The sequence below is a fragment of the Halorussus salilacus genome, from assembly GCF_024138125.1.
In the GTDB taxonomy this organism is placed as follows: Archaea; Halobacteriota; Halobacteria; order Halobacteriales; family Haladaptataceae; genus Halorussus; species Halorussus salilacus.
The window spans coordinates 2780974-2795348 of record NZ_CP099993.1 but is presented as its reverse complement, the minus strand read 5'-3'; the positions used below and the strand labels follow the sequence as shown (position 1 = coordinate 2795348).

15 protein-coding genes are annotated in these 14375 nt (G+C 69.1%); 11 read left to right on the top strand and 4 right to left on the bottom strand.

Translation table 11 applies throughout. The features are described from left to right. Positions 1 to 45: 45 nt before the first annotated feature. The 6 genes from NGM10_RS14435 (at position 46) to NGM10_RS14410 (ending at position 6511) form a co-directional block, all read left to right on the top strand. Positions 46 to 1236 carry a S8 family peptidase gene (locus NGM10_RS14435; protein WP_368408633.1) on the top strand — a complete coding sequence of 397 codons (1191 nt, stop codon included), beginning with the start codon at positions 46 to 48 and terminating at the stop codon, positions 1234 to 1236. Between the two features lie 247 nt (positions 1237 to 1483). Then, positions 1484 to 2641: a S8 family peptidase gene (locus NGM10_RS14430; protein WP_253479894.1), complete on the top strand. Its 1158-nt coding sequence runs from the start codon at positions 1484 to 1486 to the stop codon at positions 2639 to 2641. A gap of 192 nt (positions 2642 to 2833) precedes the next feature. Then, positions 2834 to 3922 carry a S8 family peptidase gene (locus NGM10_RS14425; protein ID WP_253479891.1) on the top strand — a complete coding sequence of 363 codons (1089 nt, stop codon included), beginning with the start codon at positions 2834 to 2836 and terminating at the stop codon, positions 3920 to 3922. 16 nt (positions 3923 to 3938) lie between these two features. After that, positions 3939 to 5090: a S8 family serine peptidase gene (locus NGM10_RS14420; RefSeq protein WP_253479888.1), complete on the top strand. Its 1152-nt coding sequence runs from the start codon at positions 3939 to 3941 to the stop codon at positions 5088 to 5090. Between the two features lie 67 nt (positions 5091 to 5157). Next, positions 5158 to 5490 (top strand): BsuPI-related putative proteinase inhibitor, encoded by a 333-nt coding sequence (locus NGM10_RS14415; RefSeq protein WP_253479886.1) that lies wholly within the window; start codon positions 5158 to 5160, stop codon positions 5488 to 5490. Between the two features lie 157 nt (positions 5491 to 5647). Beyond that, positions 5648 to 6511 carry a hypothetical protein gene (locus NGM10_RS14410; RefSeq protein WP_253479883.1) on the top strand — a complete coding sequence of 288 codons (864 nt, stop codon included), beginning with the start codon at positions 5648 to 5650 and terminating at the stop codon, positions 6509 to 6511. 29 nt (positions 6512 to 6540) lie between these two features. Here the strand turns inward: NGM10_RS14410 and NGM10_RS14405 are convergent, their stop codons facing one another. Next, positions 6541 to 7479, bottom strand: coding sequence for an NAD-dependent epimerase/dehydratase family protein (locus NGM10_RS14405; RefSeq protein WP_253479880.1), 939 nt, complete (start codon positions 7477 to 7479; stop codon positions 6541 to 6543). Positions 7480 to 7584: 105 nt separating this feature from the next. Between NGM10_RS14405 and NGM10_RS14400 the strand changes: the two genes are divergently transcribed. The 5 genes from NGM10_RS14400 (at position 7585) to moaC (ending at position 11345) form a co-directional block, all read left to right on the top strand. Beyond that, positions 7585 to 7824, top strand: coding sequence for a hypothetical protein (locus NGM10_RS14400; RefSeq protein WP_253479878.1), 240 nt, complete (start codon positions 7585 to 7587; stop codon positions 7822 to 7824). A gap of 124 nt (positions 7825 to 7948) precedes the next feature. Then, a complete protein-coding gene (locus tag NGM10_RS14395; protein WP_253479876.1) occupies positions 7949 to 8494 on the top strand; it encodes a tRNA (cytidine(56)-2'-O)-methyltransferase in 546 nt (181 codons plus the stop codon). 540 nt (positions 8495 to 9034) lie between these two features. Continuing rightward, the gene (locus tag NGM10_RS14390) at positions 9035 to 9322 is read left to right on the top strand and encodes an acylphosphatase (protein ID WP_253479875.1); all 288 of its coding nucleotides are present in this window, start codon (positions 9035 to 9037) and stop codon (positions 9320 to 9322) included. An 87-nt stretch (positions 9323 to 9409) separates the two neighbouring features. Continuing rightward, a complete protein-coding gene (locus NGM10_RS14385) occupies positions 9410 to 10849 on the top strand; it encodes an NAD(P)H-hydrate dehydratase (RefSeq protein ID WP_253479874.1) in 1440 nt (479 codons plus the stop codon). Next, positions 10842 to 11345 carry a cyclic pyranopterin monophosphate synthase MoaC gene (moaC, locus tag NGM10_RS14380; protein WP_253479873.1) on the top strand — a complete coding sequence of 168 codons (504 nt, stop codon included), beginning with the start codon at positions 10842 to 10844 and terminating at the stop codon, positions 11343 to 11345. The genes NGM10_RS14385 and moaC overlap by 8 nt, the downstream gene beginning before the upstream one ends. On the opposite strand, the gene NGM10_RS14375 is transcribed toward moaC, so the two are convergent. The 3 genes from NGM10_RS14375 to NGM10_RS14365 all read right to left on the bottom strand — a co-directional run bounded on the left by NGM10_RS14375 (position 11346) and on the right by NGM10_RS14365 (position 14044). Next, a complete protein-coding gene (locus NGM10_RS14375; RefSeq protein WP_253479872.1) occupies positions 11346 to 12065 on the bottom strand; it encodes a DUF7344 domain-containing protein in 720 nt (239 codons plus the stop codon). A 330-nt stretch (positions 12066 to 12395) separates the two neighbouring features. Continuing rightward, positions 12396 to 13691, bottom strand: coding sequence for a GTPase HflX (hflX, locus tag NGM10_RS14370; RefSeq protein WP_253479871.1), 1296 nt, complete (start codon positions 13689 to 13691; stop codon positions 12396 to 12398). Continuing rightward, the gene (locus tag NGM10_RS14365) at positions 13688 to 14044 is read right to left on the bottom strand and encodes a DUF2209 family protein (protein WP_368408632.1); all 357 of its coding nucleotides are present in this window, start codon (positions 14042 to 14044) and stop codon (positions 13688 to 13690) included. The genes hflX and NGM10_RS14365 overlap by 4 nt, the downstream gene beginning before the upstream one ends. Between the last annotated feature and the right edge of the window lie 331 nt (positions 14045 to 14375).

Sequence of the window (14375 nt, the reverse complement as noted above, 5' to 3'; positions counted from 1 at the left end):
CGAATAGAAAGTATTTTATTGGTGTGTGCACACTCCCCAAGTGCGATGCTACATAATGACAATGGTGTTTCGAGACGAAGCGTTCTGAAAGTGGCCGGTGCGTCCGTGGCGACCGCGGCGGGAAGCGGTCTCGCGGCGGCCAAGCCCGACGACACGGTCGAGGTCAACGTCGGATTCAAGTCCGAGCGCGGGCGCGGTGCCGCACTCGACAAGGCCGACGAGACGGTCCGGGAGTTCAACTCCATCGACGTCGTCACCATCCGCGCGGCGAAGAAGGCCGCTACGGCGCTGGAGAGCAACCCCAACATCCGCTACGTCGAGGAGAACGGCACGATGCACGCGCTCGCCCAGGACCTCCCGTGGGGCGTCGACCGCGTCGACGCCGAGGTCGCCCACGACAACGGCGACACCGGTTCGGGTGCCGACATCGCCATCATCGACACCGGTATCGACTCCGACCACGAGGACCTTCAGGCCAACCTCGGCGAGGGCGAGGCGTTCGTCACCTGTGACACGGGCGGTGGCTGCCGGTTCGGCGCGAAGCCCGCGAGCAACACCTGCAACCAGTCGTGGGACGACGACAACGACCACGGCACTCACTGCGCCGGGACCGCCAACGCCGTCGACAACGACCTCGGCGTGGTCGGCGTCTCGACCGAGGCCACTCTCCACGCGGTGAAGGTGCTGGACAAGTGTGGCAGCGGTAGCAACTCCGACATCGCGGCGGGCATCGAGTGGACCGCCGATCAGGGCTACGACGTCGCCTCGATGAGTCTCGGTGGCGACCCCTCGTCGGCCGTTCAGGACGCAGTTCAGTACGCCGCCGACCAGGGCGTGTTCCTCGTGGCCGCGGCTGGCAACGACGGCGAGTGTACCGACTGTGTCGGTCACCCCGCCGCCTACGACGAGGTCATGGCGGTCAGCTCGACCAACGACAGCGACGAGCTCTCGAGCTTCTCCAGTCAGGGTCCCGAAGTCGAGATCGCCGCGCCCGGCAGCGACGTCTACTCGACGGTCGCGACCGACGGCGGCTACGACACGTTCTCGGGCACCTCGATGGCGTGCCCCCACGTCGCCGGTGTGGCGGGACTGCTCATGGCGAACGGTAACACGCGGGAGGAGGTTCGCCAGCAGATCAAGGACACGGCCGAGGACATCGGTCTCGGCGACAACGAGTCGGGCGCGGGCCTGCTCGACGCCGCCGCCGCGCTCGGCTACGACTCCAGCGACAACTGAACGACCGCGGTTCCGGTCACCAGACCACTCCTCGACTTTTTTTCGGACCCATCGTTGCGACTCCGACCTCGGTCGCCGTTCTCTCTCGGCCAGTCGTCACCGTCGGGACCCACTCCGTCTGACACTCCGGCCAGCACCGAACGGCTCATCCTACCACTGCCAAACAGCCGTAAAAACCATTTAACGGATTTATTCTAGTTAAAGCTAGATAAAATTTATATTCAATAAGTTGCATTGTTTACATGCAATGTTGGGTGAAATCAACGGCGTATCGAGGCGTGACGTACTGAAAGCGACCGGCAGTTCCGTCGCCGCGCTCAGCGCGACCGGACTCGCGGCGGCCAAGCCCGACGACACGGTCGAGGTCAACGTCGGGTTCGCGTCCGAGCGCGGCCGGAAGGCCGCGCTCGACGCCGCCGACGAGACGGTTCGGGAGTTCCCGTTCGATGCGGTGACCATTCAGGCCCCGAAGAAGGCGGTCGAGGCCCTCGACGAGAACCCCAACGTCCGGTACGTCGAGGAGAACGGCCGGATGGAAGCGCTCGCAGAGACCCTGCCGTGGGGCGTCGACCGCGTCGACGCCGAGGTCGCCCATCGGAACGGCGACACCGGTGCGGGCGCAGACGTCGCCATCATCGACACGGGTATCGACTCCGACCACCCCGACCTCCGGGCCAACCTCGGCGCGGGGTACGCGGCGACCGGTTGTTCCACCTGGTACGGCGACTGCCGCTACGACTGGGACGACGACAACGGTCACGGCACCCACTGCGCCGGTATCGCCGGGGCCATCCGCGGCAACGACGAGGGCGTCGTCGGCGTCGCTCCCGACGTGACCCTCCACGCGGTCAAGGTGCTCGACTCCAACGGCGGCGGGTCGTACTCCGACATCGCCGACGGCATCCAGTGGACCGCCGACCAGGGCTACGACGTCGGGAGCCTCAGCCTCGGCGGCAGTGCCTCCTCGACGGTTCGCGACGCGGTCGAGTACGCCACCGACCGAGGCGTCACGCTGGTCGCGGCCGCGGGCAACGACGGCCCGTGTTCGGACTGCGTGGGCTACCCCGCCGCCTACGACGAGGTCATCGCGGTCAGCGCGACCAACGAGAGCGACGACCTCGCGTCGTTCTCCTCGACCGGCCCCGAGGTCGAACTCGCCGCGCCGGGTGCCGACATCTACTCGACGTACACCGACGGCGGCTACGACACCCTCTCGGGCACGTCGATGGCCTGCCCGCACGTCTCGGGTGCCGCGGGCCTCCTGCGCGCCAACGGCTACGGCCCGGGCGACACCCGCTCGCGCCTCCAGAACACCGCCGAGGACATCGGTCTCGGTAGCAACGAGCAGGGCTACGGCCTGCTCGACGTGGCCGCCGCGCTCGGCTACGACTCCAGCGACAACTGAGCGCGTCGAATCCGCGGCTCGACGTAGCTACACCGCCGGTCCCCTCGCGTTTTTCTTCGGCGTCCGAAGCGACTCGCCGACACGGGTCCGACTCAGGCAGTTGTATTAGTTTCAGCTAGCTAATAAATTATTAGTTAGTTCGAGAGAATATTCCGAGTGATGTTCCACAACGACCGCGTTTCCCGACGAACAGTGCTCCAGACCACCGGCGGGTCGCTCCTCGCGCTCGGCGCGGGCGGCGTGGCGTCGGCCGCGCCCGACGACACGGTGGAGATCAACGTCGGATTCAAGTCCGAGCGCGGCCGGAAGGCCGCGCTCGACGCCGCCGACGAGACGGTTCGGGAGTTCGCCTTCGACGCGATGACCGTCCGCGTCCCGAAGCGGGCGGTCGAAACTCTCGACAGCAACCCGAACGTTCGCTACGTCGAGGCGAACGGCCGGATGCGGGCGCTGTCGTGGGGGCGCACCCGAATCGGTGCCGACGAAGCGAACGCCAGCGGCTACGCGGGCGAGGGGGCCGACGTGGCCGTCATCGACACCGGCATCGACGCCGACAATCCCTGTCTGCCGAACGTGGGCAACGGCAAGGCGTTCGTCGAGTGTTTCGGCACCGACTGTGAGAACCCGTGGGACGACGACAACGGCCACGGGACGAACGTCGCGGGCGTCATCGGGGCATCCCAATCGTGTGACTGCACGACCGGCGTCGCACCCGACGCGACCCTCCACGGCGTGAAGGTGCTGGACGACGCCGGGTCGGGGTCGTACGCCGACATCGCGGCGGGAATCGAGTACGTCGGCGAACAGGGCTGGGACGTCGGCAACATCAGTCTCGGCGGGAGTTCCGGGTCGTCGGCCGTCGAGGACGCCTGCCAGTACGCCGCCGACCGGGGCGTCCTGCTGGTCGGCGCGGCGGGCGGAAGCGGCCCCTGCGGGGACGGGTGCGTGAACTACCCCGCGGCGTACCCGTCGGTCGTCGCGGTCAGCGCGACCGACGAGAACGACGCGCTCGCGTCGTTCTCCTCGACCGGCCCAGAGATCGAACTCGCCGCGCCCGGCGTGAACATCCCGACCACCGACTCCGGCGGCGGATGCACCACCCTCAGCGGCACGTCGTTCGCCGCCGCCCACGTCTCGGGCGTCGCCGCGCTACTCGCGGGCGAGGGCTACTCGGCGGCCGACGCCCGGACCCGGATGCGAGACACCGCCGAGGACATCGGCCTGCCCAGCGACGAGCAGGGCTACGGCCTCGTGGACGCCGCCGCGGCGGTGGGGCTGTAACGCCGGACGTTACAACATGAATCCGGAACACAGAGCCTCTAGGCGGCGCGTTCTCAGAGCGACCGGCGGCGCGCTCGCGGGCGTCGGCGCGGGCGGACTCGCGTCCGCCGCGCCCGACGACCGCGTGACCGTCAACGTCGGGTTCGCGTCCGAGCGCGGCCGGAATGCCGCGCTCGACGCCGCCGACGAGACGGTCCGGGAGTTCGCCTTCGACGCCGCCACCCTCCGCCTGCCGGCGGAGGCGGCGGCCGCGCTCGGCGAGCGTCCCGGCGTCCGGTACGTCGAGCGGGACGGGCCGGTCGAAGCGCTCGGTCAGACCGTCCCGTGGGGAGTCCGGGCCATCGACGCGCGGACCGCTCACGTCGAGGGATACACGGGAGCGGGCGCTGACGTCGCGGTCATCGATTCGGGCATCGACGCGAGCCACGGCGACCTCTGGGAGAACCTCGGCGACGGACACGCCGTCGTGGACTGCGACGACGGGTGTAACTCCTGCGGCCTCTGCGAGACCGCCTGGGACGACGACTCGGGTCACGGGACGCGAATCGCGGGGACCGTCGGCGCGGTCGACAACGACCGGGGAATCGTCGGCGTCGCGCCCGACGCGACCCTCCACGCCGTCAAGGTCCTGGGCTGTGACGACCGGGGGTCGTTCTCGACCGTCGCGTCCGGAATCCAGCACGCCGCGGACGCGGGCCGAGACGTCGGCGTCCTCGCACTCGGCGCGGAGTCGGGCTCTCAGACCCTGAAGGACGCCTGTCGGTACGCCGCCGACCGGGGGCTCCTGCTCGTCGGCGCGGCCGGAAACGACGGATGCGACGACTGCGTGAGCTACCCGGCGGCCTACGACGAGGTCGTCGCGGTCAGCGCGACCGACGAGAACGACGCGCTCGCGTCGTTCTCCTCGGCCGGTCCCGAGATCGAACTCGCCGCGCCCGGCGCGGACCTCACGCCCCTCTCGTGCGGCGGCGACACCGGCTACGAGTCCGTGTCCGGCACCTCGTTCGCGGCCGCGCATGTGGCCGGGAGCGCGGCCTGTCTGATGGCCGAGGGGGACGACGCCGACGAGGCCCGCGCTCGACTCCGGGAGACCGCCAAGGATATCGGCCTGCCGAGCGACGAGCAGGGCGACGGCCTCGTGGACGCCGCCGCGGCGCTGGGGCTGTAGGCTCCGGCCGACCCCGCTCCCGGTCGCCGTGAAAAAGTTTTCAACCCGGGGCGTCGGAGTAGAAAGTATGACGCTACGAAGTTCGGTGGCCGCGACGGTCGAGGCCGACCGGGTCGAGTTCGAGTACGAGGTCGAGAACGTCGGGGACGACCCCGAGGAAGTGACGTTCCGCAGCGGCCTGTCGGCCGACTTCGCGGTACTGAGAGACGGCGAGGAGGTCTGGCGCGCCAGCGAGGGCCGGATGTTCACGCAAGCGCTCCGGACCGAGACCATCGACGCCGGGGCGACCGAGACGTTCTCGGGCGCGTGGGACGACCCCGACCCCGGCGACTACACCGTGGTCGCGACGCTGAACGCGACCGGCGACGACGCGGAGGCCCGCGCGGAGTTCTCGGTGTAGGGCTCGCCCGACGCGCGATGCCCGATGGGAGGGCGGAATCGAAAGGACGCCTTAGCGAGACGATTACCCAGCGTAACAGAACGGAGAGCCCGAATGGACGCACCTGACGCCGCCTAACCCGGGCCTGACGGCTAAACGACTATTATCACCGAGGTGGATGATAATTCTCACCGTGCATCTGCGACAGATACGACGGTTCTCCGAAGTCGTCGGGGCCAGCGGTATCGGTTCTGCGCTCACCGCTACCGCTCGCTTCGCGCTCGCGAAGACGCCGCTCAAGAGCAAGCGTCCCGGGGCCCTCACGTTCAACTCCTATCGGATATTCTGGACGAATCGGCTCGCGTACGCCGCTCCTGCTCGTCCGTTCGAAACCGTCCCGGTCAGACCGGCCGAAGTGGACCACAGGACGAACGTCTCGTACTCCTGGGGGCTGGGACGGGTCGCCGGTGGCGACTGGGACGAGCGCGGCCTCGAACCGGTCGACGACCACCCGACGTTCGAGGGACTCCGACAGCGGTTCGAGCGGGGCCGAGACTGGGAGGACACCGCGTACGTCCGAGCGGCGCAAGACCGAATCCGGCGGGGTGAAGCGCCGTACGGCTGTGAGACCGTCGCGGAGTTCGTCGACGAGCGGTGCGCCTACGTCGACCGACTGTACGCCGACATCGAGGAGAACGGCTATCGACCGCGGAGCGAACGGGGAGACCGGGACGGACCAGGGTCGAGCCCGCACCGGCTCGACCCCGTGGTCGCAATCGGGAGGGACGGCCGGATTCTGTTCGCCAACAGCGGCAAACACCGGTTCGCCATCGCCCGGATGCTCGACATCGAGATTCCCTGCAACGTCGCGATGCGCCACGAGCGCTGGCAGTCGGTTCGCGACGAGGTTCACGACGCGCCACCGACGGCCGAACTCGGGCGAGTACGGACGCATCCCGACCTGCGAGACGTCACCGATCCCGTCGTCGCGCGCGACGGGTCGAACGAGAACGTCGGAGCGGGTCGCGCTCCGAACTGGTGACGCGGGGTTCGCCGGACGCAGACCGCCGACTACCGCTCGGCCCGAAGTTCTGCCAGCAACTGCCGGGTCGCCTTTCGGACCGCCTCGTCGCTCGACGTGGAGGGCTCCCACCCGAGCGCCGAGAGCTTCTCGATGGAGAGGCGCATCTTGGGCACGTCGCCGGTCCACCCGCGGTCGCCGCCGGTGTACTCGTAGTCGGGGTCCAGACCCATCTCGTCGGCCACGATGTCGGCGATGGAATTGACCGAGGTGGTGGTCCGGGTGCCGAGGTTGTAGATGTTGAGGTCGTCGTCTGCGTGCTCGACGACGTGGCACATCGCGTCGACGCACTCCTCGACGTGGAGGTAGGATTTCTCCTGGCGGCCGTCGCCCAGAATCGTCAGGGTCTCGGGGTCGTCGAGCAGCTTCTCGATGAAGTCGGGGACCACGTTGCCCCGCTGGTGGGGACCGACGATGTTGGCGAACCGGTAGACCCACGCCTGGATGCCGTATGAGTGGGCGTAGGTCGAGACGATGGCCTCGTCGGCCAGCTTGCTCGACCCGTAGATGCTGATGGGTTCGAGGGGCGCGTAGTCCTCGGGCGTCGGCATCGGGGCCTCGCCGTACACCGTCGACGAGGAGGTGAACGCCAGCTTGTCGACGCCCACCTCGTCCATGCGTTCGAGGACGTTGTAGGTCATCGCGCCGTTCTCCTCGAACAGCTGGCGGTCGTCGTCGTAGTTGGTGTCGGTGTAGGCCGCGAAGTGGAAGACGATGTCCACGTCCTCGGTCACGACTTCGGCCACGTCGTCGGGGTCGGTCATGTCCGCCCGGACGAACTCGGCGTCGTCGGTCACGCGCTCGGGGTCGCCCTTCGAGCAGTCGTCTGCGACGACCACGTCGTTGTCGGGCGCGAGTCGCTCGGCGAGGTGCGAGCCGACGAGGCCCGCCCCGCCGGTGATGACGATCCGCTTGTCGGAGAGCTTCATGGTCGCTTCTGGGACAGTTGCGGCCAAGTGTGTTCCGGTCTGTGGTATTCACGCCCTCCGCGGGTGTCCGGAACTTTTATTTCAGATTAATTACCAGATTCGGGTATGACTTCGGATGGAGAGTCGGGGACCGTCGAGAGCGAACTCGTGGGCAAAGCAGTTCTTCTCGGTATTCTCGTGCTGTGGTTCGGAATCGCAGTTATCACCGGTATCGGACGGACGTGGTTTCTCGTCGCCATGCTGGTCGTCGGCGGCGGATACCTCATTCTCCTCGTCCTCCGACTCGTGCGCGCCGTCGAACGCCTTGCGGTCGCCGCCGAGCGACTCGCCGAGACCCGGGAGTGAGCGATTCGCCGAGGCGCGGGAGCGAACGACCGACGGTCGCTCGCTCCCGCGTCTCTGGGCCGGAACACGTCCGCGATTGTCGCGTTCCGAAACCCCCTAACCCTCCCACCGTCCACACACGCCCATGCAAGGCGAACCCGAGGTCGCGGTCCTCCGGCTCGGCCACCGGCCCGGCCGCGACGAGCGGATGACGACCCACGTCGGCCTGACCGCCAGGGCGCTGGGAGCCGACCGCGCGATTCTGGCGGGCGACGCGAGCAAGTCGGTCGAGACGGTCGAGGACATCACCGACCGGTTCGGCGGCCCCTTCGCGGTCGAACTCACCGACAGTCCCCGGCAGGTCCTCCGGGAGTGGGACGGCCGGGTCGTCCACCTGACGATGTACGGCGAGCGCGTCCAAGACGTGGAGGGCGAGATTCGGGAGTCCCGCGCCGACGGCGAGCCCATCCTCGCGGTCGTCGGCTCCCAGAAGGTGTCGTTCGACGTGTACGAGGCCGCAGACTGGAACGTCGGCGTGACCAACCAGCCCCACTCGGAGGTGGCCGGGCTCGCGGTGTTCCTCGACCGACTGTTCGAGGGCCGGGAGTTAGAGCGCGAGTGGGAGGGCGCGAGCCATCGAGTGATTCCCGAGGAGACCGGCAAGACGGTGGTGCCAGCAGACGAGGAGTGAATCCGGAGCGAGGGGCGGCCGACGAAAAGTGACCGACTACGACCGGCCAAAAGCGACCGACTACGACCGGCCAAAAGCGACCGACGAAACGACCGACCGACCAACCGCCTCGGCGCGCGCTGGCGTGGGCCGCGGTTTGGCCCACGCCGGCCCGCGCGAGGGACGAGCATCGCAGGACGCGACTGAAAGGAGCGACGAGAAGCGCAGTCGGTTGGGGAGGAGGTGGTGCGGTCTCATAGGTGACGTGCGAGCGGGACGCCACGCGAAACAGAAATCGGTCTCGTCGGAGCGTCCTGCTCGCGCGTCGCTACGGAGAGCCACGCCCTCCCCAGCCGATTGCGGTCCTCGATCAGGCGCTCCCTTCGGTCGCGCCTTCCCTGCGGTCCTCATCCCTCGCGCGTGTCGGCGCGGCTTCAAACCGCAAAGCCGCGCCAGCACGCGCCGAGGTGGATTTCGGAGCCAGCGGAAACACCATCGAACCCATCAGTTTCGCGTACCCCACCCAAATTTAGCCCTCGCCGCCGAACTGACCGACCGAGCATGCCAGAGAGCGACGACCGCACGCGAGCGCACGTCTTCGTCTCCGGGACGGTACAGGGCGTCTACTACCGGGCGAACACCCGCGACACCGCCCGAGAGCTGGGAATCGACGGCTGGGTCAGGAACCTCCCGGACGGCCGGGTCGAGGCCGTCTTCGAGGGGTCGGAGGACTCGGTCTCCGAGATGGTCGAGTGGTGTCACACCGGAAGCCCCGCGGCCGAGGTCGAGGACGTGGAGGTCGAGTACGGCGACCCGGAGGGCGAGGACGGCTTCCGGATTCGGCGGTAGGGGTCGGCGACGGTGGCGGTGACCCTCGGTCGCGACGACCGACGACCGACGGCAGGGTTTAACGCGCTCGCCGACGAACCGCCGGGTATGATTTCGTCCGAGCGGATGGCCCAGGTGGACGAGAACGCGGCCGCGCTGGGCGTCCCCCGAAAGCAGTTGATGGAGTCGAGCGGCAACGCCGTCGCCCGCGAGGTCCGGGCGGTCGCCGACCCCGGCGCGCGGGTCGCGGTCGTCGCGGGACGCGGCAACAACGGCGGCGACGCCTTCGTCGCCGCGCGATTTCTGGATGACTACGGCGTGTCGGTCCACCTGCTCGGTCGGGCCGAGACCATCTCGACCGACATCGCCCGCGAGAACTGGGCGGCCCTGCAGAAGGCCGGATACGACACCGAGGAGGTCACCGACTCCCGGGACCTCGACCTGCCGGAGGCCGACGTACTCGTCGACGCCATGCTCGGGACCGGCGTCTCGGGCGCGCTCCGGGAACCCGAGGCCACCGCGGCCGAGCGCGTCAACGACGCCGACGCGACGGTCGTCGCGGTCGACGTGCCCTCGGGGCTCGACGCCGACACCGGCGAGGCCCCCGGCGCGGTCGTCGAGACCGACCGGGTCGTGGCCTTCCACGACGCCAAGCCCGGCCTCGAATCGCTCGACGCCGAGGTGACGGTCGCCGACATCGGCGTCCCCCCGGCGGCCGAGCGGTTCGTCGGACCGGGCGACCTTCGGCCCGTCCGGGGCGGCGCGAAGGGCGAGGACGTGCGGGCCTACGTCGTCGGCGGCGGCCCGTACACCGGCGCGCCCGCGCTCGCGGCACAGGCGGCGCTCCGGGCGGGCGCGGACCTCTCGTTCGTCGCCGCGCCCGAGGCGGTCGCGGGCGAGATTCAGGGGTACGCCGAGGACCTCATCGTCCAGTCCTACGACGGCAATCGGCTCGCCCCCGAGCAGGTCCCGGACCTCGTGGAGACCGCCGAGCGCTACGACGACGTGGTGGTCCTCGGGCCGGGCCTCGGGAGCGCCGACGAGACCTTGGAGGCCGCCGAGCGCTTCCTCGCGGCGTTCTCCGGCCCGGCGGTCGTGGACGCCGACGCGCTCCCCGTAGTTCCGGAGGTCGAGACCGACGCCACGCTGGTCTGCACGCCGAACCGCAAGGAGTTGGCGGCGATGGGCGGCCCCGAAATCGAGAGCGCGGCGGAACTGGGCGAGCGCGCCGACGACATCGCCGACTTCGCCGCCGACCTCGGCCACGTCGTGCTGGCGAAGGCGAAGGACGACGTGATAACCGACGGCGAGCGGACCCGGGTCAACCGGGCGGGCACGCCGGGGATGACGGTCGGCGGCACGGGCGACACCCTCGCGGGCACGGTCGCGGGCCTGCTGGGCGCGCACGACCCCTTCGAGTCGGCCGCGATGGCGGCCTACGCCAACGGCCGGGCAGCCGAACTGCTGGACGACCGCCACGACGGCCTGCTGGCCTCGGACCTGCTCGACGCGCTTCCCCGCGCGCTGTGGGGTGGTGACGATGAGTAACGAGGACGCGCCCGACGGGTCGGACGCCGACCTCACCCACACCGACGAGGAGGGCGAGGTCCAGATGGTGGACGTGGGCGCGAAACCCGACACCGCGCGCCGGGCGGTCGCGGCGGGCGAAATTCGCCTTCGACCCGAGACCGTCGCGGCCATCCGCGACAACGACGTTTCGAAGGGCGACGTGCTCGCGACCGCGCGGGTCGGCGCGATTCAAGCCGTCAAGCACACCTGGGAGACCATCCCGATGTGCCACCAGATTCCCATCACGAACGTCGAGACCGACTTCGACCTGAGCGAAGACCGCGTGACCCTCGAAGTCGCGGTCGAGACGACCGGCAAGACCGGCTGTGAGATGGAGGCTCTGGAGGGCGTGACCACCGGCCTGAACGTGGTCTGGGACATGGTGAAGGCTGCAGAGAAGGACGCCGAGGGGCAGTACCCCGATACCGCCGTCGAGAACGTTCGCGTGGTCGAGAAACGCAAGTCGGAGGTCTGACTACCTCGGCCAGTCTCCGTCGTCGCCCTCCTCGCTCTCGTTTCCGTCATCGCCTTCCTCGCCCTCCTCGCTCTCGTCGGCTTCGTCGGCCGCGGCCGACGAAGCCGACTCCCCGTTTCGCCCGTCGGCGTCCTCCTCGAACTCGACCACGAAGTCGGGCGGCAGGTCCTCGGTCCGTCGCCGCCACCGGTAGACGTCGTACCAGTGGCCGACGCTCGCGGCCGCGAACAGCGCGACCGCGACCGCGGCGACCGCGAGGGGATTCACCCGCGCGAACGGTCCGACGCCGACCCAGACCAGCCCCACGAAGACGGCCACGACCGCGGTCAGCAGGAGGTACACCCGGTGCCAGCGAACCGCAGTCCGGGGGTCGTTTTCGAGGTACACCGCGAGCGCCGGGTCGGTCGCGCAGTAGGTCGCCCGGTCGCAGTGAGGGTCGTAGCGCACGATGTTCCGCTGGGCCAGAAACGGGAGGTGGGTCTCCCGGAGCGACGCGCCGACCGCGACGCGGTCGGCGCGGGCCACCTCCCCGGGGGTCTTCCCGGCCTCCCACGCAGCGACCTGACGGACGAGGTCGTCGAGGTCGACCGGTCCGGCCCGCTCGCGGAGGTAGTAGAGGGCGTACCGACGACGGCGGTTCAGAACCGCCTCGACGACGGTCGGTTTCGAACGCTCCCAGTTCCCGGGCCGGGCGAGCGAGCGGCCTCGTTCGGCTGTCATCGGCGTCGAGAACGGCGTTCGCGGTCGGCGACGCCGACCGCGAACCGTGGGTGCGTTGGAATCACTATGCGTTCGCAGTCACCGTGGTCGGCCGACGCGCACTTTGTTATTCGTTCCCGTCCGGGCGCGGTTCCCGAGATACCGCCGAAACCCTCCGACTGCGAGGCCGACGGCCACAGAGGGTATCGCCCCTTGCGCGCTGTACCCGCGACTCGAACGCGGATTACGACGACCGTAGCGAGCGATACCCCGGACCAACGCGACGCTACGCTCGCGGTCGCTCGACGGTTCCCGGTGTGGGTCGGCCTGAGGGGCCGACGAGTCGGCCCCTCAGGCCGAGGGCGCGGAGGGCAACTCCCCGGCCTTCGCCCGCGCTCGCTCGACCACCGAGGGGCGGGCCTCGAAGTCCACGACCACCTCGTCGTCGGCGTAGGTCACGTCGTCGACCCGACCGTGGTCGTGAATCCACGAGACGACGCTCATCGTGTCCTCGGTCATCGGGAGGAGGAGGCGTTCGCGCTTCCAGTCGGGGAGTTCCGCGTCGATGCGCTCGCGGAGGGCGTCGAGGTTGAGCTGGGCCTTGCCCGAGACGGCGATGGGGTTCGGCGCGAGCGCCGAGAGCGCCTCGCGTTTCTCGGTCAGTTCCTCCTCGGTGACGGCGTCTATCTTGTTCAGCACGGTCACGATGGGGGCCTCGTTGCGCTCGTAGAGGGTGTCGTGGGAGGTGACGAGCTTCTCGCGGATGTCCTCGACGGGCTCGCTCACGTCCACCACCAGCAGGACGAGGTCGGCGTAGTACACCGCGTCGAGGGTGGACTTGAACGACTCCACGAGCCAGTGGGGCAGGTCGCTGATGAACCCGACGGTGTCGGTCAGTAGCACGTCCCGGCGCTCCATGTCCATCTTCCGGGTGGTGGTACCGAGCGTCGTGAAGAGGCGGTCCTGGGCCTCGGCGGTGGTGTCGAGGTCGGGATGGAGGTCGTCGTTCTCGCCGAGTTCGAGGTCGGCCGCGAGGCTCTGCATCAGCGTCGACTTCCCGGCGTTGGTGTAGCCAGCCATCGCCACGAGGTCGAATCCCGATTCCCTCCGGCGGTCCCGGCGGTCGGCCTCGGTCCGGGCGATGGAGTCGAGTTCGTCTTTGATGCGGGATATCTGGTCCTTGATGTCCTGCTCGCGGCTCTCGTCGTACTCGCCCAGTCCCATGAACCCCGGGCGCTCGTCGCGCTTGGCGAGGCTGGTCTTGGCCTCCGCCCGCGGGAGTTCGTACCGGAGTTCCGCGAGTTCGACCTGCAGCTGGGCCTTCCGGGTCTGTGCGCGCTGGCCGAATATCTCGAGGATGAGCCGGAACCGGTCGATGACTCGCGTGCCCTCGGGGAGCTTCTGGCCCAGATTGTAGGTCTGGTACGGCCCGAGTTCGTTGTCGAAGACCACGACCGCCGCGCCGGTCTCGGCGACCGCGGCGGCCAGTTCGTCGGCCTTCCCCTCGCCGATCTGGAGCGCGGGGTCCTCCTTGCGGGACTGGGTGAACTCATCGACGACCTCGTAGCCCGCGGCGCGGGTCAGGTCGCGTATCTCCTCGGTGTCTGGCGTGTCTGAATCGACTCGCTTTGCGATTATCGCGTTCATAGGAGCAGTTTTCGGGCGGCGTACGCGGCGTGGTGTGCGGCTTCCACTGTTTCGCGCTGAGCTATGCTCTCGACGTACTTGAACTCGGTGTCGAAGAACTGTCCGACCTCCCACGCGGGTTCCTCGTAGAACTCGCCGCGCTCGGCGACCACGGGTCCGTCGGGCGGTTCGGGGAGGTCGGCGACGGCCTCCGAGACGACTCGCGCGACGTTCTCGAAGGTGGGCTGAGCGCGGCTGGTGGCGAACCCCATCCCCTCGACGCTCCGGGGGCGGGTCGAGTCCACCGCGGCGTGGACCGCCGCGGCCACCATGAGGTACTCGCCGTCCTCCTCGTGGCGGCCGCTCACGTCCACCCCGACGACCTCAGCCTCGCCGGGCCTTCACCTCGGTTGGCGCTCCCGCCGCGTCCATACCCTCGGGTACGCCCCCATCCCTTTTGAATCCGACGAGAAAGGTAACTCGGGCGACGTTTCCGGCGGCGCGCGTCGGTCCCGGTCGCACTCGTCGACGCCTTTCACGGAAACGCCCCGCGACACTTTCCACGGAAGCGCCCCGCGACACTTTCCACGGGGGCACACCGCAATCCGCGGCGAGCGGTGCGCGGCGCGACGCGCCGCGGAAATGCGAACGGCAACGCCGTGAGCGAAGCGACCCGACCGAGGGGGGTGACGAAGCGTTTTTCGT

Coding starts and splice junctions, on each gene's coding strand:
- NGM10_RS14435 (WP_368408633.1), top strand. CDS start 46: ATGCTACATAATGACAATGGTGTTTCGAGACGAAGCGTTCTGAAAGTG.
- NGM10_RS14430 (WP_253479894.1), top strand. CDS start 1,484: ATGTTGGGTGAAATCAACGGCGTATCGAGGCGTGACGTACTGAAAGCG.
- NGM10_RS14420 (WP_253479888.1), top strand. CDS start 3,939: ATGAATCCGGAACACAGAGCCTCTAGGCGGCGCGTTCTCAGAGCGACC.
- NGM10_RS14415 (WP_253479886.1), top strand. CDS start 5,158: ATGACGCTACGAAGTTCGGTGGCCGCGACGGTCGAGGCCGACCGGGTC.
- NGM10_RS14410 (WP_253479883.1), top strand. CDS start 5,648: ATGATAATTCTCACCGTGCATCTGCGACAGATACGACGGTTCTCCGAA.
- NGM10_RS14405 (WP_253479880.1), bottom strand. CDS start 7,479: ATGAAGCTCTCCGACAAGCGGATCGTCATCACCGGCGGGGCGGGCCTC.
- NGM10_RS14400 (WP_253479878.1), top strand. CDS start 7,585: ATGACTTCGGATGGAGAGTCGGGGACCGTCGAGAGCGAACTCGTGGGC.
- NGM10_RS14395 (WP_253479876.1), top strand. CDS start 7,949: ATGCAAGGCGAACCCGAGGTCGCGGTCCTCCGGCTCGGCCACCGGCCC.
- NGM10_RS14390 (WP_253479875.1), top strand. CDS start 9,035: ATGCCAGAGAGCGACGACCGCACGCGAGCGCACGTCTTCGTCTCCGGG.
- NGM10_RS14385 (WP_253479874.1), top strand. CDS start 9,410: ATGATTTCGTCCGAGCGGATGGCCCAGGTGGACGAGAACGCGGCCGCG.
- moaC (WP_253479873.1), top strand. CDS start 10,842: ATGAGTAACGAGGACGCGCCCGACGGGTCGGACGCCGACCTCACCCAC.
- NGM10_RS14375 (WP_253479872.1), bottom strand. CDS start 12,065: ATGACAGCCGAACGAGGCCGCTCGCTCGCCCGGCCCGGGAACTGGGAG.
- hflX (WP_253479871.1), bottom strand. CDS start 13,691: ATGAACGCGATAATCGCAAAGCGAGTCGATTCAGACACGCCAGACACC.